Annotated in this window: 17 protein-coding genes; 10 read left to right on the top strand and 7 right to left on the bottom strand. The window is 45.6% G+C overall.

Translation table 11 applies throughout. The annotated features are described in order from the left end of the window. Positions 1-275: 275 nt before the first annotated feature. The 4 genes from AAA942_RS00085 to AAA942_RS00070 form a co-directional block, all read right to left on the bottom strand. Positions 276-1598, bottom strand: a complete 1323-nt coding sequence (locus AAA942_RS00085) for a hypothetical protein (protein ID WP_338218179.1) — start codon at positions 1596-1598, stop codon at positions 276-278. Continuing rightward, positions 1585-2133, bottom strand: coding sequence for an RNA polymerase sigma factor (locus AAA942_RS00080; protein WP_338218178.1), 549 nt, complete (start codon positions 2131-2133; stop codon positions 1585-1587). The genes AAA942_RS00085 and AAA942_RS00080 overlap by 14 nt, the downstream gene beginning before the upstream one ends. A 51-nt stretch (positions 2134-2184) precedes the next feature. Next, positions 2185-2700, bottom strand: coding sequence for a hypothetical protein (locus AAA942_RS00075; protein WP_338218177.1), 516 nt, complete (start codon positions 2698-2700; stop codon positions 2185-2187). A 76-nt stretch (positions 2701-2776) separates the two neighbouring features. Continuing rightward, a complete protein-coding gene (locus AAA942_RS00070) occupies positions 2777-3271 on the bottom strand; it encodes a GNAT family N-acetyltransferase (RefSeq protein WP_338218176.1) in 495 nt (164 codons plus the stop codon). Between the two features lie 97 nt (positions 3272-3368). On the opposite strand from AAA942_RS00070, the gene AAA942_RS00065 reads away from it, so the two are divergent. After that, the gene (locus AAA942_RS00065) at positions 3369-4292 is read left to right on the top strand and encodes a DMT family transporter (RefSeq protein WP_338218175.1); all 924 of its coding nucleotides are present in this window, start codon (positions 3369-3371) and stop codon (positions 4290-4292) included. Positions 4293-4350: 58 nt separating this feature from the next. Here the strand turns inward: AAA942_RS00065 and AAA942_RS00060 are convergent, their stop codons facing one another. Beyond that, on the bottom strand, positions 4351-6510 hold the full coding sequence (locus tag AAA942_RS00060) for an alkaline phosphatase family protein (protein ID WP_338218174.1): 2160 nt from the start codon (positions 6508-6510) through the stop codon (positions 4351-4353). Positions 6511-6720: 210 nt separating this feature from the next. Here AAA942_RS00060 and AAA942_RS00055 point away from each other — a divergent pair, with 210 nt between their 5' ends. From AAA942_RS00055 to AAA942_RS00015, 9 genes are all read left to right on the top strand, one after another. After that, the gene (locus tag AAA942_RS00055; protein WP_338218173.1) at positions 6721-7752 is read left to right on the top strand and encodes a hypothetical protein; all 1032 of its coding nucleotides are present in this window, start codon (positions 6721-6723) and stop codon (positions 7750-7752) included. A gap of 3 nt (positions 7753-7755) precedes the next feature. Then, positions 7756-8556: a gamma-glutamylcyclotransferase family protein gene (locus AAA942_RS00050; RefSeq protein ID WP_338218172.1), complete on the top strand. Its 801-nt coding sequence runs from the start codon at positions 7756-7758 to the stop codon at positions 8554-8556. A gap of 54 nt (positions 8557-8610) precedes the next feature. Next, positions 8611-9327, top strand: a complete 717-nt coding sequence (locus AAA942_RS00045; protein WP_338218171.1) for a hypothetical protein — start codon at positions 8611-8613, stop codon at positions 9325-9327. Positions 9328-9330: 3 nt separating this feature from the next. Continuing rightward, on the top strand, positions 9331-14745 hold the full coding sequence (locus AAA942_RS00040) for an AAA family ATPase (protein ID WP_338218170.1): 5415 nt from the start codon (positions 9331-9333) through the stop codon (positions 14743-14745). A 103-nt stretch (positions 14746-14848) separates the two neighbouring features. Beyond that, on the top strand, positions 14849-15817 hold the full coding sequence (gshB, locus tag AAA942_RS00035; protein ID WP_338218169.1) for a glutathione synthase: 969 nt from the start codon (positions 14849-14851) through the stop codon (positions 15815-15817). Then, the gene (locus tag AAA942_RS00030; protein WP_338218168.1) at positions 15810-16877 is read left to right on the top strand and encodes a deoxyribonuclease II family protein; all 1068 of its coding nucleotides are present in this window, start codon (positions 15810-15812) and stop codon (positions 16875-16877) included. The genes gshB and AAA942_RS00030 overlap by 8 nt, the downstream gene beginning before the upstream one ends. Positions 16878-16887: 10 nt before the next feature. After that, the gene (locus tag AAA942_RS00025; RefSeq protein WP_338218167.1) at positions 16888-18264 is read left to right on the top strand and encodes a glutamate-cysteine ligase family protein; all 1377 of its coding nucleotides are present in this window, start codon (positions 16888-16890) and stop codon (positions 18262-18264) included. Positions 18265-18315: 51 nt separating this feature from the next. Then, the gene (locus AAA942_RS00020) at positions 18316-19068 is read left to right on the top strand and encodes a hypothetical protein (protein WP_338218166.1); all 753 of its coding nucleotides are present in this window, start codon (positions 18316-18318) and stop codon (positions 19066-19068) included. A gap of 3 nt (positions 19069-19071) precedes the next feature. Beyond that, positions 19072-20388: a hypothetical protein gene (locus AAA942_RS00015; protein WP_338218165.1), complete on the top strand. Its 1317-nt coding sequence runs from the start codon at positions 19072-19074 to the stop codon at positions 20386-20388. Between the two features lie 77 nt (positions 20389-20465). Here the strand turns inward: AAA942_RS00015 and AAA942_RS00010 are convergent, their stop codons facing one another. Further along, positions 20466-21068, bottom strand: coding sequence for a DUF1684 domain-containing protein (locus AAA942_RS00010; protein WP_338218164.1), 603 nt, complete (start codon positions 21066-21068; stop codon positions 20466-20468). Positions 21069-21547: 479 nt separating this feature from the next. Next, a complete protein-coding gene (locus AAA942_RS00005) occupies positions 21548-23740 on the bottom strand; it encodes an RHS repeat domain-containing protein (protein ID WP_338218163.1) in 2193 nt (730 codons plus the stop codon). Positions 23741-23798: the final 58 nt, after the last annotated feature.

Raw genomic sequence — 23798 nt, 5'->3', positions numbered from 1 at the left:
CACAATAAGGATTATTCCGTTGTGAAAACATCTAAAGGGGCCCGATTAGAATCTCTAGTCGGGTCGCTTTTTTTTAACCCCTTAGTTTTCGAAAGATAAAATCTCAAACTAAAAATCCTATACCCACTACTTGGTATTTTTTTTATTTTTTAAGAAAGAGTTGAAATATGACATAAACCGTCGCTTTTTAAAAACGAAAAGCCAAGTATTAGAAATTAAGTCAAAAAAAACACCCCGAATCGCTTCGGGGTGTATAGTTGGTTTAGTTTTCGGTTTTATTTCTTTTGGATTGTACCAAAGTTGACTTTCAGCGCTGCTCCGAAAAAGCCAGGATTAGTACCTGTCCCCGAAATATCCTGCAGGGGGTAATTGTAAAAAGGCATCAACAGATAAGCCGTTTTTTTGGACTCCAATACCAGAATATTCACCCCCAAATTGGCCGTGGCAAAAGGAATAAAACGGGATGAAGGAGTATCCACCGAGGATAGACTGGACACCGACTCCGTCCTGAGTGTGAAGTCATTCGAACTGGAAGACTGGGCATCAAATACCGCCACCTGGCGGAGATAACTATTCTCCTGCTGGGCATTGCTGGTAAAGGCCATCAGATTGGAAAACCCAGCCTGGATGGCAATGGATTGCTTGCGGTTGACAGGATAGGTAAGGTAAACCGGAACATCCACCTGTACCTGAGATACCTGCACTTCCTGACGTACGGGATAGGAAGCATTGGCTATCTGCACGGAGCTTTCTCCTTGGGAGCTTTGATTGAAGAAGTTCACTCCCATCCCCGAACCTAAGGCAAGCTTCTCACCTAGCGCCCAATTTACCTGAGCACCCAATCCCAGAGAGGTTCCTGAGGTGGATTGATTGTTGGATTGGGAGCTTCCCACTCCTGGACTTAGTCCCAAAGAAAGCGTCCGTGTACGATATTCATCCGAGCTTGCGGGCTGCTTTTCTTCGGCTCCGGTGAGTTCGGCTATTTGCTTTTTCAGCTCTTCTACCTTTGCTTGGGTCACCGAATCTTTTTGGCCGGCATTATCCGGTGCGATTTGGGCCATTAGGGAACTCTCTTTCCTTTCAGGCTGAGCAGGGCTTGGATTAGCCTGCAGAGTAGAACCAATTGTTTTTTTAGCCACTTGATTGTCTATTGGCTTTGAGGGCTCGATGACTTTCGGCCGGGTAGTTTCACCTCTTGGATTCCTGTCTTCCTTTTCTTCATTGGAGGAAAAAGACGGCTCTTTTTTGGTTTCAGACTTCAATGCCAAATTCTCGGATGAATTGCCAGAATTGGCTTGGTTTTGCTGCTCCTGCATAACTTCTTCCTGATCCACATTGGTGGTCCTTTCCTCGGTAAGGAGTTCCATTTCATTGGAAATCGACTCTTGAGATTTCCCTAAATCCATAGCGAAATACGCCATCAAGAAAATTAACAGTGATGCTGCTATTCCTCCTGCCCAATAGGCGATTTTAAATCCTGCCCCGCTTCTTTTGGCCTGGAAAGCCTCCCAAGCCCCTTCCTCATAGGGAACAGGATCATTTTCCTGATGCCTGCGCAGATTCTTTGCGAGCCATTTATCCAGATTATCTTCCTGCATATTCTTTCAGATGTAATTTGATCAGCTGACGGAGCTTCGTTTTTGCCCGCGTCAGGTATACTCTCGAGGAGCTTTCGGTAATATTTAACTGTTCTGCTACCTCTCGGTGACTATATCCCTCAACCTCATAGAGATTGAAGACGATTTGCTGGTCCTCGGGCAACTGGTAGAGGAGCTTCAAAATCTCCTCATAGGCCAAATCATCCGGGGCATAGACGGGGTCGAAAACGGGAGTTTCCCCGTCTGCTTCCTCGTGGTTTTGAATGCGTTTGTTTTTTCTATAATAATCAATGGCAGTATTGACGGTAATTCTTCTCAGCCAAGGTTTGACGGAAGGGGCCTGATCCATTTTTTTCAGGGAATCAAAAAATTTCAGAAAGGAATCCTGGGTGATTTCCTGAGCTTGGTCCCGACTCTTGACATAGGAGAGACCGATCCCCATGACAAAGCCATAGTAGCGCTTGAAAAACACTTCTTCATGCTTTCTGGATTGACGTTTGCAACCGTCAATCAGCTCTTGGTCCGACCAGTTCAAATCAAATCTTGCCCCGTTAGTATTACTTAAATAAAGCCCTTTTTCCCCCAGTTAATTCTTCTCAAAGTCACAATTTCCTTCACAATTGAAATCAAAGAAGTTGCAGTTTTCGCGGATATAAAGGCTCATTCGATTGACAACCGTCTCCTGCAAGGGCATAAATGCCCTTTTCAAATCTATTTTCAAGGTATCATTGACCACACTTGATCCCAAGCCACAATCGGTTAGCTGAGGATAGAGGTACAGCTGTACTCGCTCAGGCATACTTTCCTGCACTCCCCCATCCCAAACCAGGAGATAATCTCCCTTGCAGGATGAATTCCTTCGGACGACCAGCTGAAGCTCGTTGCCAGTTCGTTTTATGGAGCTAATTTCTGCCAGATTTGCACAGAAGGAATTACTCCCCCGCTCAAAATTGAGCTGCTGATACAGTTGCTCATTGACTTGGAAGCGGACCTGGTCAAATCTTACTTCATAGGAAACTCCCAAGAAAGGAGAATCCAAATCCCCTTCATCAGCACAGGAAACGAAGAATAACAACAAGAATATCCTAAGCAGGGATTTCATTTTTGGTTGGGTTTACTTTTTAGACGAGAGGTAGCCTCTGAATGCTACAGTTGAAATCAAGAATCTGCTACTCTTTTTACAATTTCTTGTAAAATATAAAAGCTGATACGAGTCCGTGCGAAGGATGTCGGTACGCCTGAGGGATTTCACCTATCACCTGAAAACCCAAGCTCTTCCAAAGGCCAACTGCAGAATGATTGCTAGAAATCACAAAATTGAATTGCATGGCCTGATAGCCCAAAGCCTTAGCCTCAGAGATAGCAAATTGCCCCAAGCTTCTTCCGATACCTTTTCCTTTTTGTTCTGGATCTACCATAAATCCCGCATTGCAAATGTGATCTCCCAGATCAGGCTGATTGGCTTTAATATAAAATGTGCCAACTGCCTTTCCTTCTATCAGAGCGATATAGGTCTTTTTATCTTCGTTTAGCCAATAGCTCATTATTTTTTCTCTAGATGACTGAGGAGAAAACACATAAGTGCCCCCAGCTCGGATAATAGGCTCAATGACTGACCAGAGACTGTCTTCATCGTTCTTTTTTGCAGATCTAATTTCCAAACTCGGGTCCATCTTGACGGATTTTGTTTTTCAGTTCAAATTAAGCCAAGTAATTCAAACTTGGTCTGAAGATTTTTCAGGTATCTTCGCTAGCTTTTACACCTAGCCTATGCCTCAGCCTACTTCCTACCAGAAAATACCGGGAATTATCATGGCCCTTTCATCTGCCATCTTTTGGGGAATCTCAGGAACCTGCGCTCAATTTTTATTCGAAAATCGGGGATTAAATCCTGCTTGGTTGGTGACCTGGAGAATGTGCATTGCAGGGCTGATTTTAGTTGGCTTTTCTCTTTTTCAGGAAAGAAAAACAACCTTTGAGATCTGGGGAAAGCCCAAAAATGCTATTCGTCTTCTGCTCTTTGGAATCTTGGGGATGGTTGCCGTCCAGTACACTTATTTTTTCAGCATTTCCCTATCCAATGCCGCCACGGCGACCATTCTCCAGTACATAGGCCCGGTATTCGTAGTCGCTTTTTACGCTATCAAAAACCGAAAATGGCCGATTTTAGTGGAATATGCTGCTTTATTTCTGGCTCTTTCAGGCACCTTTCTGCTGGTCACTCATGGCTCTATGGAGGAGCTGGTCATTTCGGAAAAAGCGGTTTTCTGGGGAATTCTTTCCGCACTGGCCTTAGCTTTTTACACTATTCAGCCTGTGGGATTGCTGAGAACCTTTTCTCCGGCTGCTGTAACTGGCTGGGGAATGCTGATCGGAGGGATTACCTTTTCACTATTCACCCAGCCTTGGTACTTTTCCGGTACTTGGGATTGGCAGACCTGGGCTGCATTTGCCTATATCGTCGTATTCGGAACAGTATTGGCCTTCTATTTTTTCCTCAAGTCGGTGACAATCATTGGCGCGACCAAAGCCAGTCTTCTGACCAGTGTAGAGCCGCTATCTGCCGCAATTACCGCTGTGTTTTGGCTGGGAGTCAGCTTCTTGGGGCTGGACTGGCTGGGAACAGGGTTGATATTGGCAACAGTCATTCTCTTGACTTTGGGAAAAGGGGCAGAAGAAACCTCCTCCCATTAAACGCAGAAAAGCCAGCCCAAATGGCTGACTTTTCAGGAGGTTGGTTGGCAAATAGGCCTTATTTTTTACTTGGAAAAGACTTATCCGAAGGAGGCGTCAACTTGGGGGCATCTTTTCTGGGATTTTCTTCTTCGAAAATACTTTCAAAGGTAGGAGCAGCGTCTATTCGATCACCCAGACCCCATTGGTTTTTAGGAACCCCAAACCAATGTAGCAAAGTAGCTGTGAAGGAGGTCGCGTCATAAGGCACATCTCCCTCGGCCCGGAATACAGTATTGGGTTTTACCCAAGGAGAAACCATAATTGCGGGAACTCTTGGTCCCATCAGGTCAAATCTAAAACCATCCCTCAAATCATTTGGCCAAGGCTTTTGGGCATACGGAGGCGGCACATGGTCACAAATCCCTCCCGGTTTGGAGAAAGTGACTACAAAGAGAGTCTCCTCCCAAGCTGGTCCATTTTTGATGGCTTCGTAAATTTCATTTAATGCTATCTCAGCAGGGACAAGATCTGTTTTCGGATGGTATGAAGTGGTTCCATCTTGGGCTAACCATATGGGTTCGAGAAAGCTGAAGGCGGGCAACTTTCCCTCCTGGGCCTGCTTGGTGAAATTATCCACTGAGTCGATATGATCCTTTGTGTCAGAATCCACGCTTGGGATTTGGCCTTCCAAATAAAGATGGTAGGTAAAAGGCACACCCTGAGGACTAGGTGGCCATTTGATCGCATTGTAGATTTTCCAGTCTTTGATACCCTGACCCCAAAGCACTTTCCAGAGTGATTGTCTACGTGGATATTGGGCCCAGTTGGCATAGATACTTCCTCCTTCCCAAGTATCCAGTCGGTTCATGGCTGATCCTGTGACGGAGAAAGAGCGATTGATGTCTGTTCCTCCGGGAATTGAAGAAAACCACTCGTCACTGGAAGCAAAATTTTCTGCCAATCCGTTAAGAATGGGTAGCTGCTCCGGAGTGAGCGTATACATCACATCGGTAGAGGAATTGTTGCTGACAAAGCCTCTCATATCCGGCTTGGATTTGTTCGGATACCCTGGGTTCTTTTCATAAAACATTTGCTGAAGCCCGTCTGAGTTATCATGAAAAGGATCCTGAGGCTGGTCTGAGAGGTCTATTTCCTCGCTGGGTTTGCCGTCATTGAATTTTTTGGGATAGACTTTTTTATCCCCATCCCAATTATAGAAATCCGGATCCACTCCCACATAGGGATGATGCTTGCCAATGGTATGAATGGCTGATCGGTCTTTTTCATAAAGCCAACCTACTACATTGTCAAATGACCGACTTTCAAGCATATAGAAAACCACGTGTTTGATTTTGGTCCGGAAGTAGTCCATCGTCCCGGGGGCCGCTTGGGAGGAACTTACCGCTTCTTTGGTCTGAAAATAGGTCAAGGAAGAATATTCCGCCATCTCGCAGGGTAATTCTTCTCCGGAAACCACCGCTTTCAAAGGTTCTTTATCTGTGGGAGAAAAGGACCAAATCGTATACTCTCTTTCTCCCGGTATCCAAGTAAGTAAGTGATCTCCTAATCCGATCACACGGTGTTTGGCTGTAATTTGATCCCATTTTCCTCCATTTACTTCTGGAATGGAGAGAGGCACTGGATTTTGAGGATCAAAACTCCAAATTCTGAATGCAGACTTCTCGATATGGCGATCCAGCACATAATTGTTCAAATAGATTAGGTCATGTCCCTTCTGAATAGTAGGAAATCCCCCCTGAGGCAAATAGGTCGATGGAAGAGGATCAGAAGAGTTGGGTTTGGCAGGATTGGGATCAAAATTATAAAGCATGTAAGTGCCTCTTCCCTCCCCTCCCACAAAAAAGAGCATGAAATTGCCCATGGAATAGAGAGGCAAATGGTCTTGCTCATGTGGGTCATTGGAATAATGACTTCGATAGTTCCAAAACTTTTGGGAAGACCAGACACCTTGCTGTACGGCGGGGCCATTGAGAGGGTCTTTTAATGTAGGGTCAAATTCCAAAAGCTTGTAGGGGTAATTTTTCCCATTGACGGCATCCAAGCCGGCCCCCCACTGCAGCATATATCCGCCGACTTGGGCGATTCTATCGGTGGATTCCAGCTGTGCGGAGGATTCTAGGGTCACCTGCTCAAAAACAGGACCGTTGGCTAACGAAAATTTCCAAACTAAATAGGAGTTGGATTGGGCACTTCGCCCGATGAGATAGGAGGACATAATTGAAAATGTTAATTGTTGAAAAGAAAAATCTCGAAACCATTAATTGGCCAAAAGAAATGTAGGAACAAAAACTTATTAAAAATAAAACATTCTGAAAAAAGTGATAAATTCCACTAAAATTAATTCAATTTACAGCTACCGGAGAAAAGTCTTCTGAAGCGACTATTTACTCGGTATTTTCTAAACTACATCAATTTTTATCCATTTATGAAAAAAAGTATCGATATCATTTTAGACGGAGACGAGGACTTGTTTACCCGGCTTTTCTCCTATTCAGAGGGACTTCAAAACTCCAACCTGACCTCTCTGCAGACATTTATGGCCCATTTCTTCAATCAAACCTTGGAAAGAGACGGCTACTTTGGCGCTTGGGCAATGGTATGGAAGATCGGAGAGCAATTCAATCTTAAGCTTTCCAGTCCTCACCATGATTTAAGGATTTATCGTGAAAAAATCCCGGCGTTTTTGGAAGCCGGAAAATTGGGTCTTCAAATCTACGAGCAAAATGAAGCCACCATCCAGAAAGTGATTCAGGACACGGGCAAGGAAATGCGCTTTATTTTGCCTTGGGGCCTTTCTCTGGCCAGACCCCGATCGATTCAGCTGCTTCACTTTCCTCCCATAGAGACTTTTGTCTATCTGGATTACCTCTTTTCCCCTACCAATCGCCGCTGGGAAAATTTATTGGGCTACAATCGATTTACCCGAAGCAGATTTTCTTTGTTGGAAAGTATCGTTGACTTTGTACCCTTGGGTGCTCCAGGAGGAGACAACGAAGGCATAGATCACTTCAATGGCACATTCGCTGATTATGTAAGGAAAATGCTGAATGCAAGACTTTCCAATTTAGGAGGTGGTGTCACCCAACCTGTGGTAGGCTATGGTGGACCAGTGATGGAATGGCTGCAGCAGACTTTCCCAGACCGGGTCAAAGGAACCCTCAATCCGCTTTCACTCATCCATCTCAATCTTAAAGAAGGCGAGTCCTGCACCACTCCGGTACTTTGTGCCAATCATCCCAGCAAATACTTGTACTATGCCAGTAAGCCGGACAGTCCTGAAAAAAGAGAGATTCTGGTACAGGACTTGGTAGCCTCAGGGTGGCAAGCTCACATGGCCCGATATCCATTCCAAAACCCGGAGGCCTTGCTTAAAAATCTGATCAACTTTTGGACAGATAATCCCCGACTGAAAAAGATCATGATTCAGGAGGACCAGGAGTACAGTTTTAATCCCTGATTCATGTTTAACTATTTTGGATACGGATCGAATCTCAACCTGATTTCCCTTCGTGCCAAAGGGGTCACCCCACATCATACTCAAAAAGCAATATTGAAAGGATGGAAACTGGATTTCAGCGTACAGCATTGGTTTGAGCATGAGGGAGGAATGGGAAATATCCGGCCTACCGGAAACCCCGGCGATCAGGTGGAAGGCAACTTTTACTCCTGCCCGGATAGCCAATTGAAACAGCTGGATCAGTTGGAAGCCTATGGAATCGGCTATGATCGGGTAGAAGTCGAAGTCCAAACCAAATCCGGATTGGCCAAAGCCTGGGCCTACGTGGGCCTCCCGGCCTTTGTCAAGCCAGGACTCCTTCCTACCCGACGGTATTTAAATCTCATTCTGCATGGAGCCCGCACGGCAGGATTGAGCGAAAAGTATATCAAAAAACTGGAAGGCCAGCAGATTCTTTTCTCCCCTGATTTTCCTGTATTCAAGGCTCCTGAGGGTGATTTCCCCAGCTGGGATGAAAAAACATTAAGCGATCATCCCATGCTCACCGGACTCTGCGGAGAAGTTTTTGATATGAGTAAGGCTAGGTGGGAGCTGCATTCCTTATGGCCCATCTTCGGGGGAAAAGACATGACCCTATTCCACATCAAACGACACGATTCCAGTACCGGAGAAGAAATCTTTTCAGACTTCCTTTCAGGAGACATTTCTGATGGAGCTAAAAAGTACCTCAACACCTATTTACATGCCTACGGGAAAGAATTTACCTACGCCGGGAAACTTAACTATGAATCCCATCCCAAATGAATTTAACTTTTAAGATTGTAAACTTATTTCTACCTTATCATACCCATATATCTTATGAAAAATTACCACCCAGCCATGCCCCATGGTCCAATCAAAGAAGTGCTGCCAGACGTCTTCTTTGTGATGGGCACCATGAAAAATGAGTTTTTCGGTTCGATGTGGCAGTTTAGCCGCAACATGACCGTGGTCCGTGAAAACGGAAAATTGACCCTAATCAACACCGTCAGACTTGGAGAAGAAGGCCTAAAACAGCTTGAAAGTTTGGGAAAAGTAACCCATGTAGTCCGAATCGGAGACATGCATGGAGTAGATGACCCCTTCTATGTAGACCGATATGGAGCCGAATTCTGGGCCATGCCCGGAATGAGAGTACAAGAAGGGCTTAAAGTAGACCATGAATTAGTCGAAGGGGGTCCGCTTCCCTTAAAGGATGCTTCCCTTTTTGTCTTTCGCACATCCAAAAGACCGGAATGCATCATCAGACTTGACCGAGAAGGTGGAATCATGATCGCCTGTGACTCTCTACAAAACTGGATAGAGCCGGATGAATTTTTCGACGAAAGCACTATTCCTACCATGGAAGAAATCGGTTTCTTCAAAGCAGGAAACTTAGGTTTAGCATGGATGCAGGAGTGTCAGCCTCAAGCAGAAGACTTCGTCAGACTTAAGGAAATCCCATTTGAACATGCCCTGTGTGGTCATGGCTACCCCTTCATTGGGGAGGCGACAAAAACATATCATGAGACTTTCAACAGGTTTTTCAATATTTAATCCGTGAAAACCAAACTCGACTATCCTTTCAAAGAAAGACTGCCTGGCTACGTCGAGTTGCAAGTACTCTGCGAATCCTATCCTCATATCCTTTTTGTAGGAAAAAGGGAAAGGGACGGAAAAAATGTGGTCCTCAAAACCCTGATCGAGAAATACCCAAAGAAAGAGCAGGTAGCAGGTATCACCAGAGAATATCAAATGGTGACCAAACTCCCTATTGATGGAGTCATTGAAGTCTTTGATTTCATTGGTCACAGCAATGGTAACCTCGCCATAGAGATGGAGTATTTCGGACTGTCATTGGAAGACTATAGAAATACCCTTCCGGGAAAAAAAATCCCTCCAAGTGATCTTCTGAAAATCTCCATAGAACTGTCGAAAATTCTCGGCAGAATTCATGAGAAAGGGATTGTCCACAAAGATCTGGTACCCAGAAATGTGCTGATCGACCCTCAGACTTTTGGTCTGAGGGTTATCGATTTTAGTGCTTCGAGTGAATTAAATAGGGAGCATCAGGAGTTTTCTTTGCCCAATAGTATAGCGGGTTCTCTGCCCTACATTTCTCCGGAGCAGACTGGACGGATGAACCGGGATATTGACTACCGTACGGACTACTACACCTTGGGTATGTCACTTTTTGAAATGGCTACAGGCAAGTTGCCTTTTCAGGCACAAGATCCCCTGGAGTGGGTTCACTGCCACATTAGCAAAAAACCGCCTTTGCTACGCGAAATCAACCCCGATTTTCCTCAGGCCTTTTCTGACATCATTGCCAAGCTAATCTCCAAAAATGCCGAAGAACGCTACCAAAGCAGCTTGGGATTGATCAAAGATTTGGAAAAAGCAGAAGAGCTACTGAACTCCGGAAACTCAGGTCAGCAAATTTCTTTGGGAGAAGAGGATGTTTCCGGAAGATTTCAGATACCTCAGCGACTTTATGGACGCGATGAAGAAATACACAAGCTGGAAACCTATTTCGAAAAGGCCAGTCATGGTTCCGTAGAATTTTGCCTGGTCGCAGGGTATTCCGGAGTGGGAAAATCTGCATTGGTCCACGAGTTTGGCCGAACAGTGGTGCGCAAAAAAGGCTTCCTCATTCATGGTAAATTCGAGCAATTCCGACAAAACAACGCCTATTCGGCTTTAGCCAGTGCGTTTAAAGATCTCATCCGTCAAATTCTCGGAGAGCCCAAGGCCAGCCTGGACCGATGGAGTCAAAGGCTCAATAAAGCCTTGGATCAACATGGACAGCTGATTGTGGATCTCATACCGGAGCTTGAACTGATCATCGGAAAGCAGCCTTCAGTTCAGGGCTTATCCCCTTCTGAAGCTCAAAACCGATTTTTTATCACCTTTCTGAATTTCGTCAAGGTTTTTTCCCAAAAGAAACACCCGCTAGTCATCTTCATGGATGACTTGCAGTGGAGTGACATCCCCACTCTTAACTTGATCAACCGACTGGTAAGCAGCCAAGAGATGGGCTACCTCATGCTTATCGGCGCCTATCGGGACAATGCGGTAGACAAAGCCCATGCATTGACCATCACTCTGGAGGAAATCCGAAAAAAGCGGATGGTCGAGACCATGCTGCTGAATCCCTTGGATAGGGCTGAAATCAGCAAGATCATCAAGGATACTTTGCAATGTCCGGTGGATTCCGCCCAACAACTGGGAAAGGTCCTTTTTGATAAAACCGGGGGAAATCCATTCTATTCCACCGAAGTACTCAAAGATCTCCATGAACAAAAAATCATCTTCTTTGACCTTCAAAAAAGGACTTGGGCTTGGGATCAAAAAAAACTTGAAAACGTAAGCCACAGCGAAAATGTGGTGGATTTTTTGGTCAAAAGCCAAAATCGGCTTCCAGAAAGCACTCAGTTAGTGCTCCAGCTTGCCGCTTGTATCGGTGCCACATTTGACCTGCAGACACTCTCCGTGATCAACAAAAGCAGCATGGAGAAAACTGCCGCCGATCTTTACGAGGCGCTCAAAGCGAATATGATTATTCCTCTTCATGAAAACTACAGATTGGTTGGACTTACCTACTCTCATGGATCCCAACTGTATTTTAACCCTGAAGAATCAGACAGTCAGCACATTAATCCGGTTTATAAATTTCAGCATGACCGGGTGCAGCAGGCCGCCTACTCCATGATTCCAGAGGGCAATAAGGAAAAATTACACCTGTCTATTGGCCGGCTTATGCTTCGGTTTATTTCCAAAGACAACCTTTCTGACCTGCTTTTTGACATAGTAGAGCACCTGAATCAGGGAAGATTGCTTATTCAAGATTCCGAAGAAAAAAAAGATCTGGCTCTCCTCAATCTGGATGCGGGAATGAAAGCAAAAGCATCCTCTGCCTATGCCTCCGCCTTGCAATACCTTCAAATCAGTGTAGACCTTTTGGATGCTAAAACCTGGGAAAATGACTACGAACTGATGTGGTCGGTCGGTGAGGAAATCCAAAGCTGTTATTATCTGACCGGGGATCAGGAAAATGCTGAGGAGTGGTCTGAACTTATGTTAGCTCAGGCTAAAACCCAAATGCAAAAAGGACTCGTGCTGGCCACCCGAACCCGGCAGTATGCCACTACCGGAAGAATGCATGAATCCATCCAGGCAGCTTACCAGGGATTGGAGATTTTGGGCTACCATTTCGCAAAAAATCCCAGCCAAAAAGATCTGGATCAAGAGATAGAAAATGTAGAAATCAACCGTGCTGGAAGAGAAGTGGCTTCACTGATCGATCAGCCGGAAATGAGCGATGAGCGGGCAAAAATCGCCAGTCAGCTATTGATGGAGATATTTGCGGCAGCATTTCTATCCGGCACAGGCAGGACTTTCCCCTATCTGGTTCTCAAATCCGTGAATTTGGCTCTTTCTTACGGAAGAAGTCCCGAATCCGCTTTCTCCTATGCGGCATATGGGATGATTCTTTGTGGATATTTTGAAAATACCTCCGAAGGCTATCAATACGGAAAGTTGGGAGTGGAAATGATCGAAAGCTACGGGGACATTTCTATGAAATCACGGATTCTCTACGTGTACACCATGTTTGTGCACCATTGGAGCAATCACTGGTCTACGATGACCCCCTGGTTTAGAAAGGGAATTGAAACGGGCTATCAGTCGGGAGATTTACTATATCTGGCCTATTCGGCTCAGGATTGCATTATTTGGGATCCAAAGCTGGACCTGGAAACTGCCATCGCAGAGCACCGAAAATTGCTCAAAATCGTGGCAGATTGCGATTATTTGGATTCTTTGGATTCAGGAACACTTTTCCTCCAAATGCTAAAAAACTTTGCAGGGCTCACCGAGGAGAAGTTTTCTCTTTCATCCAAATATTTCGATGAAGAGAGCTGTTTAGAAGGGATGGCGGAGCGGCATTTTATGACCGGAATCGCCAACTACCATATCTACAAAGCAGAAATCCACTTGCTATACAACGATGCCCAAGGAGCTCTCCCCCATATTTTGGAGCAGGAAAAACTCATGGCCTCAGTCATGTCTTTGCCTCAATTGGTTCGGTTTCACATCGTAGCATTTTTGGTGAGGAGTTACCTTTTGCCAGAATTGACCGAAAAAGAAAGGGATGATTTCCTGAAAAAAATGCAGGGAAATTTTTCCAAAATGGCCCATTGGGCTGAGCAGTGTGAGGAAAATTTTGAGCACCTGAGATTGCTCATGGAAGCTGAACTGGCTGGGCATTTCGGAAAAATGAAAGATGCCCTAGGTCACTACGAGGCGGCTGTCCTAATGGCCAAAAAGCATGGATTTATCCGGGATGAAGCAGTGATTCAGGAGAAAATAGCGCAATACTTAATCCGGCAGGGTTTGGAGAAAGCCGCGGAAGGTTATCTGAAAGCTGCCCAGTACCTGTTTTACAGATGGGGAGCCCACCGAAAGACCGAAGACATGCTGGATACTTATCCTCAGGTATTCGAAAGTTCAGCTTCCTCCAAATCACGTACCCTTACCCAAACCCTACCTTCTGCCACCAGAATTTCTGACGATTTCAGCAATCAGCTATTGGATATTTCCTCGGTAATCCGGGCTTCTCAGGTGATCTCAGGGGAGTTGGTTTTAGAAAAATTACTCAAAGCTACCCTTCAGATTCTTCTGGAAAATGCAGGAGCGCAGCGTGGCTTTCTTATCGAAAAAAGAGACGGCCACTTCTCTATTCAAGCCAGCAATGGGGAGGATATGGGCGGTAATAAGGATCTGGTTTTCTCTGACTCTGAGGACATTGATTTTCTTCCCATCTCTCTGATCAATACAGCTATCCGTACCAATACACCCATTGTCATTGCCAATGGAACCGAACTTAATCCCTATTCCCAAGATCCTTATCTTATCAAATCAAAGCCTCTCTCTCTGATGTGCGTTCCGCTATCTATCCACCGGCAGTGGAAAGTGGCCATCTATCTGGAAAACAACCTCACACATAGTGCATTTACCGAAGAGCGGGTCCAGATAATCAAACTTTTGGCAGCTCAGGCAGCCATCTCTATAGAAAATGCAAGGATCTACGAGGAGCAGGAAAAGCTACTTCGTGCCCAGCAACGCTTTGTCCCAGACCAATTTCTCAGCCATTTGGGCCACAGTGATATAGCCAAGGTGAGATTGGGAGAATCCGTGGCCATGGAGATGAGTGTGCTTTTCTCGGATATCCGGGACTTTACCCCTTTGGTGGAGCTTCTTTCTCCTGAATCCGTCATCCTCCTGCTCAATCAATATTTCAGCAAAATCGGCCCGGAAATTATCAATCAGGGAGGCTTTATTGACTCTTTCGCCGGAGATGAAATCCTTGCCTTATTTGCCGTTCCCGCCTATCAAGCTGTAAAGGCTGGAATTGGAATGGCAAAGGCACTGATGGAGTTCAACAAGGAGTCCGAAGTCCTGGGAAGACCTCTCCTGAATATGGGAATCGGCATCAATACCGGCCCGCTGGTATTGGGAACCATGGGAGGAGAAAACCGCATGCAGTGTACCGTATTAGGCGACACGGTCAATCTGGGCTCAAGAATAGAAAGTCTCACCAAAGTCTATGGATCCCCTTTCCTGATCAGTGAGCAAACCTTCAAGGCCTTGTCCAATCCAGATGAATTCTCCTGGAGGATGGTGGACCGAGTGGCTGTAAAAGGAAAGGCCAAGGCTGTCAACCTCTACGAGATCCTGGATGCAGAGCAGGAAGACCGAAAAATTGCAAAAGAGAATTCCTTGGAATCACTCAGGAGAGGTATGGAGGCCTATTTCAAAAGAAACTTCCATGAAGCCTTGGACCATTTTGAAAAGGGGCAAAAAATCGACTCCGAAGACCGGGTATTTCCTATATTCATTTCCCGCTGCCTCAATTATCTGGAGCACCCTCCGGGAAAAGACTGGCAAGGTTACGAAGTCCTTCAGCACAAATAATCCAGTTTGGTTCAAAGGGTACTCCTGTGATTGTATTTGCAATAATCCTTTTCAATTGAAATCCCAACCTTTGGGATAGGCATTTTTGAAATGAATATAGCTTATGAAAAATAAAAAAATGGCGGTGGTCATGGACCCCATTCAATCCCTCAATCCCAAAAAAGACACCAGTTTGGCTTTGATGCTGGAAGCGCAAAAGCAAGGCTGGGAAGTCTTCTACCTGGAAATGGGAGATCTATTTTTAAAAAATGGGGAGCTTTTGGGATTGCTGAGAAAAGTGGAAATCCTCGATGATCTCAAGCTGTGGTACCAGCCGATTTCTACGGAACTGCTACCACTTTCCCATCTCGACGTGATCCTGATGCGAAAGGACCCGCCTTTCGATATCGAGTATGTGATGGCCACCTACATTCTGGAAAAAGCAGAAGAGGCTGGGGTTTGGGTGATCAATAAAGCCTCCGCCATCCGAGATATGAACGAGAAGCTATTTACGGCTTGGTTTCCTCAATGCTGCCCTCCCAGTCTCATCAGCAGATCTATTCCGGCTTTGAGAGAATTTCTGGCCGAGCAGGGAAAAATCGTGGTCAAGCCTACCCACAAAATGGGGGGCCAATCCATCTTTATTTTGGCCCAAGGCGATCCCAATACCCAGGTGATTCTGGAAGAAATCACACATCGGGGTACCGTCTTCATCATGGCCCAAGCCTATATTCCTGAAATAACAACCGGAGGAGACAAGCGAATCATCCTGATAGACGGGGAACCTATCCCCTATGGAATAGCCCGAATCCCCAGCGGGGATGACCATAGGGGAAATCTCGCCGTGGGAGCTAGTGCCAAAGGCTTTGAACTGACCGAACGGGACCTTTGGATTTGCAGTCAAATCGGTCCTACCCTGAGAGAAAAAGGGGCGTTTTTCGTGGGAATTGACGTCATTGGTGACTACATGACCGAGATCAATGTAACTAGCCCAACAGGTATTCGGGAAATTGACCATTTTTTTGGCACCGAAATCCCAAAAAAATTCTGGGAAAAAGTAGAGCAAAAACTTCAAAGCTCAAGCCATGCTTAGTCCGCTGAGCGATAAAGGAGGCAAGCCGGTAGATTGGTGGTTTATCTACAAACTGCCCATGAATGTCGGCCCTAAAAAGGGTTCTACTGGCTTTGAATTCCTCTATTATGACTCGACAAGCCTGGGGCCAATTCAGCTTTCATCCACAAGCTTGGACCAAAGCAATTCAGCTTTGTCCTTGACGCTGAATGAGCTTTTTTCCAAAAAATCAGAATATGGCTATGTGGCCTGGAATGATGAGATTCCTCCTACGGCTTTCCAACCCAAGCCCAAAAACAAAGGGAGTAAAGGCCACAGCAAGGGAATAATTGCTTTTTCCAAAACCCAAAACTGCGGTTGGTACCTCCTCCATTCTACTCCCCGATTTCCTGCCATCGGCGAGACCCAACTTCCGGAAGACGAACGGAAATTTGGTCAAACCTACTTCTGTGTGAGTTTGGATTTTGCCTCACTGAATCAGATGGCCCAAGTCGTGCAAACCCAAAACGAAGGTCAAGTCTACGGCTTTAATCTAGCCGGACTCAGCCCAAAAGATCCTCTTTCAGCCCTAGCCCAACAATCTTCATTCTCAACTCCTCTCCAACCTGCAAGTCTACAGCTGAAAACTCAGGCGGGTATGCCGTTGCGTTTCATTTCGAAAAACAAAGCTTGGAGCGAGATCAAATCAGGAGACCAAACAGGAAAAGACTTTTGGAAGGACTTGGTGGGTCCGGAATTAGGCAGCAATATGGATGTGGAAACATGGAGGAGAGGAATGGTCTTTGGAGATCAGGATTCCGGAAAAAAAGAAAAAACGATGGATGTGGTAGACGTCAATCTGGGAAAAGCAGGTTTTGAAGGCTATGGATGGACTTATGATCAAGATCATTCCAAATGGGGCTTTTCCTGCGAATCCAAATCCCATTGGTTAGTGATCGCAGATATCAACCGGCAGCTAAGTCAGGAAAAACGGGGCGGCGGGGGCTTGGCCTTCGAGAATTTCCAACTTTGGAATTTTCTCAGCGCCATCTCCATTCCGGAGAAAAAGTTTGAAACTCAATCCCACAAGGATATCGCCTGAATTTTTGACCATGCTTGACTCTGATTTTTCTCCCATGAACCAAGAAGATTGCCTTGCTGATTTACATGTACGGCTATTTTCCCAAAAAAAATCCAAAACCGACCCTTTGTATAGCCCTGGAAAGGTCGGTTTGGAGCAGGAGGCCTTCTCTTGGCTAAGGGATCCTAAGAACGGCCAGGCACTCCATCCTACCTCTCTCTACGAGGGTCAAAGGCCCATTGCCCGGCTCCTTTGGGAAAAATGTCAGGCCTTTGGGGCACAAGGTCATCAATTCGGAGCCGAGGATTCCCTCAGGATTGACAAAATCAGCTTTGCGTCCGGAGATAATTTCCAGTTCGAGCCAGGAGGACAAGTAGAAATAGCCACTGCTCCTTACCCATCTCTGATTGAATTGGAGCGGCAATTGAAGTGGATGCAGAGAATTTTGGAAGAAATTCAGGAGGAAAACCCGGTGACTTTTGCTCAAATAGGCACTCATCCCTTTTTCACAGGGGAGGAAATCGGATTGCAACTTCCCAAACCCCGCTATCGACATTTGCAGGGCTACTTCAACTCTCTTCATCCTGCAGGACAGCAAATGATGCTACAGACCTGTTCCCAGCATATCAATTTGGATTTGGGAGAAGAGGAAGAAACCCAACAGCTCAGAATCGGAGTAGCCCAGGTGATTTGCCCATTACTGACAGCCATATTTGCCAATTCTCCTACAATGGAAAGGAAGAACTCCGGGAAAAAGTCCCTTCGCTCTACACTTTGGAAAAATCTTGATTCCAAGCGTACCGGATTCTGGATTCCTGAAAAGGGAGATTTTAGTAAAAAAGGCTGGGTAGAAGCTTATGCTCAAATGGCTTTTCAAGCGCCTTTAATGAATGTAAAAGGGGTGGATGATCGCTGGTTTGGAGAAAAGATTACCTGGGCTTATTGGTTGGAAAATGAAATCGAAGACAGGAAACCTACCTTTTCCGATTGGGAAAATCACCTGAGTTTGCTTTTTCCTCAGGTAAGGATGAAAGGCTTTTTGGAAGTGAGAGCGACGGATGCGCTTCCTAGAACCTGGCAATTGGTGCCTGCGGCTTTCCTATCCGGAATATTTTATTCACCCCATTCACTTCAGGCAGTTTGGGAATTGTTAGCCCCAAAAATGAACAGCCTGAACCTCCTATGCCAAAAAGCATCCGATGGACTAATGGATGATGAAATTTTCCGTATCGCCAAAGAAATTTTCCGACGGGCAGGAGATGGTCTTCAGAGTTTGCCTGAGTCCTTTAGGAGTAAGGAGCAGATTCAACTTTTGGAAAGCTATTTTGAGCACTTCACTGCGAAAAGAAGGACACCGGCAGAGGAGCTTCTGGAGAAATTGTCATCAAATAAACCGCTGATTTACTGATATATTGATTATCTTATTTCAAATTTTTATTCACTATAAACTCATTATTTCATGAACCTTACCACTCCCCTTCAGCAAGTGATTCCTGCGATCAAAGCTTGCACCAAATTACCCATCGTGATCTTCGATTTGGATGACACACTGTACTCAACAGCCCGAAGAAATCTGATTATCATCCAGAATTTTGCAGCCGACCAAGGAGAGAAATATCCTGATTTCGCCGAGCTGGCAGCCAAACTTACCTTCAAGGATATGAATTGGAGTGTGGGTTTTGCACTGACTCAGGCAGGGCTTGACCCACAGAGTCCCTCCCTTAAGCCTTTCCTTGACTACTGGGGGAGCTGCTTTTTTACCAATGAATATGTCCTCCTTGATCTCCCCAATCCCGGGGCCGTATCCTTTGCCAATGCCTGTCATGATGCGGGGGCAATGATATTTTACCTAACGGGAAGACATGAAGGTGATCCCGGGCTAAACAACGGAATGGGTCAGGGCACTACTTTGTCCTTCACCGAGCGCGGCTTCCCTTATTGGAGGGGGCGATGCGAGCTCAACCTTAAAATCAACAAAAGTGAAAAAGATGTAGATTACAAAAGCCGGGTGATTGCTGATGTAAATTCCCTGAAAGGAGAAGTAATCGCAACCTTTGACAACGAACCGGGAAACTGTGCGATCTATGCCCAAAATTTCCCTCAGGCCAAAAACTTCTGGATGAAAACCACATGGAACCCCGATGACAAAGCCTCTACTGACGGCCTTTATGTCATTTCCGACTTTTTGGATTATTCTCCTTCGACCTGCTGAGCGATGAAAAATTATACCTATCCCTTGGGGGAGGCCTATTTTTTGGATCAGCTTTTTCCGGATCCAAAAATCGCCGACCCTAACCTTAATTTCAAAACCACGGCAGATGTCATTCGGCATTACAGCCTGAAATCCCTCTCAGCAGACGGGATCGAAGGGATCAAAGATGTCAAAGTCGATTTGGCTTTTGGCTCCTATCAGGTTCAGATAGAAGGGGAATTTGAATGGGAAAAAGTAGACCGGTTTGCAAAGAGACATTGGCAGGCATTTAGCCACTCCTATGCCCAAAAGGCCATTCGGGGCAGGGATCTGATGAAGGAATTGGGCGTCTGGAATCCCATGGAAGGCTATCATGTCAACTTGAACCCCTTTGACGGCACCTCCAAATGGACGCTTTTGCCTCCACTGGGACTCAATATCAGCGGACAAAAAGGATTGCTGTTGATGCATTATCCCCCTTGGGCAGTAGCTCAGGCAGGGACATTTGACAATTCCATGACTATGCAGCGCTGGATCCGATTATTGGAAAAGTCCGGGATTGACCCCACTCAGACCAACCGATACAAAACCATCATCGATGTGAACCCGGTAGCAGCCCCGGGTTCGGGAGAAAGTGAATATCCCAATGACTACATGCCCATCATGATGGCTTCAGCCTTCTTTGATGGTCCTGAGGAAAGAAACTACATCAAATCCATGCTGGAGCTTTACTTGACCCCTCCGGACTGGCCTGAAGAAAATACCAATACTCTACCCCTACTCATCTGCGGATCTCCCCTCTATGATCCTCAGGCTCCGGGTTGGTTCCGTACGGCCTACACGGATATCCTGCCTCAGGATGATCATGGCATTCCTCAAGTCAATGTGCTACAGGCCGGAAAATTCCGGGTTTTCCCTCATTCCAAACGGGAGACTCCCTACCTGATTTGCAACCATATGATTGCAGCGGGAGTAACCGGACGATGCACCAGCGACCCTTCCAAAATGCCGGATATCCGACTCTATGAAGCTCAGGATATGGTGGCAGCTACATTTTTGAAACTATATTCGGACGAACCGAATCGGGATCCTAAGGATGTTAAGGCGGAGGCCTGCAGGAAATGGTTTGGCAATCCGGAAGGTGCGGGAGCCCCCAATCCTCCCGAAAAGGAGGATCAACTTATCCTGTGTGCATTGGCACAAATGGATCTTTTCTTTGAACACGACCCCAAGCCCCGACCCAGATACAGCTACAAGGAGGCCTATTCCCGCTGTCAGTGCAATGACCCCATAGGAAGTCCCTGCGAAGGAGGAATCAAACCTCCAGATCGGTCGGTATGATCGAGGCTTAAATGAAACAGATATCCAATGGTTCTGAATAAAGAAGAGGAAGCAAGACTCTTGCAGCCTCTTTTTGATCAGTTTTCATATTTCACTCCTGCCAAAACCTCAAATCCCAAGTCGTTTTCTTTGGGAGGAATGGGACAGGAATAGCGGTCGCTGTATGCACAATAGGGATTGTAAGCCTTGTTAAAGTCTATCACCAAGTATTCCCCTTCAGGGATTTCCAAATCCAGGTAGCGACCTCCACCATAGGTCTGATTCCAATTTGACCGATCGGTAAAGGGCAGAAACAGGCTCTTTTCCCGACCGGGTTCAAACTTATCCTCTGAATTCTGATAAACAGTCAGCGTGTACTCTTTTCCCTCCCATTCAAAATGGGCCAAGGCATATCGGTCAAACTCCCGCATACTCCGGTCGCTGGTTCGCATTCGAAAAGGGTCCGAAGCTGGCAAAATCTCCAATTTGGCTACGATTCGGTAGTTTTCATCGATAGGAAAAAAGGGTAAGCCATCAAATCCATTGATTTTTTCAAAGGGCAAGGGAGAGCTCTCCGGATCAGCAAAACTAAGATTCAATTCATGCTGATAAGCCAGCAAACTGTCCTGGTAAGTTTGGGCTTTTCCAAAAAAGCCAACGCAGGAAAAAACAAAAGAAAAGAAGAAGAATCTGAGGATCATGGAGTATTTAACTATAAAATGAATGATTCCGAAACATAGGGAGAAAGCAGGGGAAAACAAGCGAAATTTTTTAACAAATTAGGTCAAAACGCGCTATGGAATTATCAAATCAATTGATTCTGAAGTGTGTAGAAAAATTTAGATTTCTATAAACAAAAAAAGCAGCTCCTAAGAACTGCTGATATTTAAAGCAGTCTAAAAGAACTACTTCTATTTTTGTCGGGGTGACAGGATTTAAATAAAACTTGTAACTAATTGACTTACTGTTGTTTAATTCATTTAAATTGATCCAACTCACTTAATCGTGCTTAGGAATGAAGCTTGGAATTAAGTAATTGGTTTTCATATACTTAGAAGTAATTTTTTACCTGATTCAAATTTAAGCAAATTTTGTTAAAAATGAAGGACCAAAGATGTCCAAATCGGTAAGAAAAATCATTGGATAAATTCTAAATTCAAGTTCCTTTTCCTTTGGTTTTTCAAACTTGCCTACTTTTCAGGAAATTAATATAAGCAACGGGGAGACAGGAGCCCATACCAAATGACGGACGGCTTGTCCTCCGTGGTGGATTGCCCAAGTGGTCTTTGATAAAGAATTCGTATTGGAAAACTCCACTCTCAAAGGAGGCACGCCCTTCCTCGTGCAGGATATAAGAAATGGCACTGTTTTCAAACACAAATTCCCCGATGTAATCGATCGTTTTCACTGTGGCCCCGTCGGTATTCACCTGTCGGACTTTCACTCCCTCGGCATTGTACCAGTAGTCGATCTTCTTATTGGTACCGGAGAAGGTAATCGTCTTGGGAAGGTTCAGATGGTTGTAGGTGATGGAGGTGATGTTTTTGTCTGAGTTCACTGTCAGGTTGCCGTTGGCATCGTAGGTATAGCTGGATGTCCCCAGATTCTTAAAATCCTTGGAAAGATAGGTAGTGGTCCCTTGGTGGTCATGAACATTGGTAAGCCTATTGCTATGGGAAGCATACGAATAGGCCAGATTATCCACCAGGGCCCAGATACTTGCCGTTTGTTGATTGACCCGCTGCAAGGTGGTGATGTTCCCGTTGGGGTCATAGTTGATATATCCTAGATTATATCTCCCATTGTGAGCAGATACTGTCGGTACTGTATAATTTGCCGTTTTCAGTCTGTTGGCTACATCATAGGTATAGGAGTAGACTCGCTTGATATCATCTCTCCCTTTCCATTCTACTTTTGCAATGTTTCCGTTAAACTGATTTCCACTTTCATAAAACAATTCCTGGGCAAAGACCTTGTCGGATGCATTGCTCACCTGAGGATTATTAATCCGCTTTAGCCAACCCCGGATATTGTAGGTGAAGCTCATGGCTGCATTTCCCGCTACCGGAAAGGTCTTGGCAGTCAACTGCCCCAACTCATCGTAGCCAAAGTCCGCCAGAGTCACAGTAGGTCCTGAGTTGATTTTATGGGTGATTTTTCGGATCAGCCCGGCATTGTTGTAATGGTAGTTTTTGGTGATGGTCTGGGTACCGGGGGTAGAAAATGAGGTGATGGTCTCCACCGGCTTGTTTTCAAAGTCAAATTTGGTAGAGGCCCGCATGGTCCCGCCCAGATGGTGGTCCTCAAAAGTCTGAATCAGTCTTCCCTGCCGATCATAGTAGATGGCGGTTTCATATCGGGTGGTATTCTCCAGATTCCTGACCAATTTTCCTGTCAGTAATCCATGGACCTGATTGCTCTGATCGTGATAGGTAGCATTGGGTTTGACATAGGTGAGGGTTGATTTCCGAAAATTGTAATGATCGTAGTAGTTTACCGTCAGTACTTCGCCTTCTCCTCCATCGACGGCACGGGGAAACCCACCTGCGTTGGTGGTTCCGGTTTTCCCTGAGGTGGCATTGATTTCGGCATTATTTAGGCCGTATGATGTATTTAGGAGATTTTGCAGACCCTGCCATGTAGAAGAAGTAGTGGTGTTAGGGGTAAGACCAGTCATCACCACTCTTCCCAAGGCATCATATTTGGTATAAAGCCATTTGTTTTGGCTGGTAAGATTGGCATCTCTATAAGCCACCAAACGATCCTGAAGGTCATAGACCATTTCTTCAGTTCCCTTATCCGGAAGCTTTTTGGCAATCATTCTCCCCCGCTCATCATAGGTGTAGCGGTAATACAGCCCATTGCTGATATCGGTATTGGTAGAACTTGTACCCGCCAGCACCGCAGCAGTGGCCTTGGGAGGCATCACTACCCGTAAGCGTCCAAAGGAATCATAGACATAGTAGGTACATAGCCAGCCAGAATGATCTACTCCGGGAGTGGCAGATTCCTGTACCTTTTTCAGGATCAGCCTCCCCAGTTTGTCTTTGTACTCAATGGTCCTTTGTCCGTTTTCATTGATTGTTTCCAGTTTGGCCAAGGCTCCTGCAGGATAATTGGCGGAGGTCACGGGTAATCCCGCCCCATCGACTGTCCATATTCTTACTGCATCGCCAGTTCCGTTGGTATTCTCATTCCGATTGATCTCTTTTCCTATCCACGGGGTACCCGGCACGCCTTGCTTGGTGAGTCGGTTAAGCGGAGAAGCTTCATAGGTCTTTTCTGCAAAGCCTCTTGAATCATTGTAATTGGCCGTATAATAGCTGCTGTGCAATGTATCCACCCGAGCAACTGCATATTTTTCAGCCTCCATTGACCAGCTAATTTTGCTTCAAAAACAAACTTATGAAAAGAGCGAGTCAACAAGAAAT

Source organism: Algoriphagus sp. oki45, from assembly GCF_036245605.1.
In the GTDB taxonomy this organism is placed as follows: domain Bacteria; phylum Bacteroidota; class Bacteroidia; order Cytophagales; family Cyclobacteriaceae; genus Algoriphagus.
The sequence above is the reverse complement of the archived record's forward strand: the minus strand, read 5'-3'. Positions and strand labels throughout refer to the sequence as shown.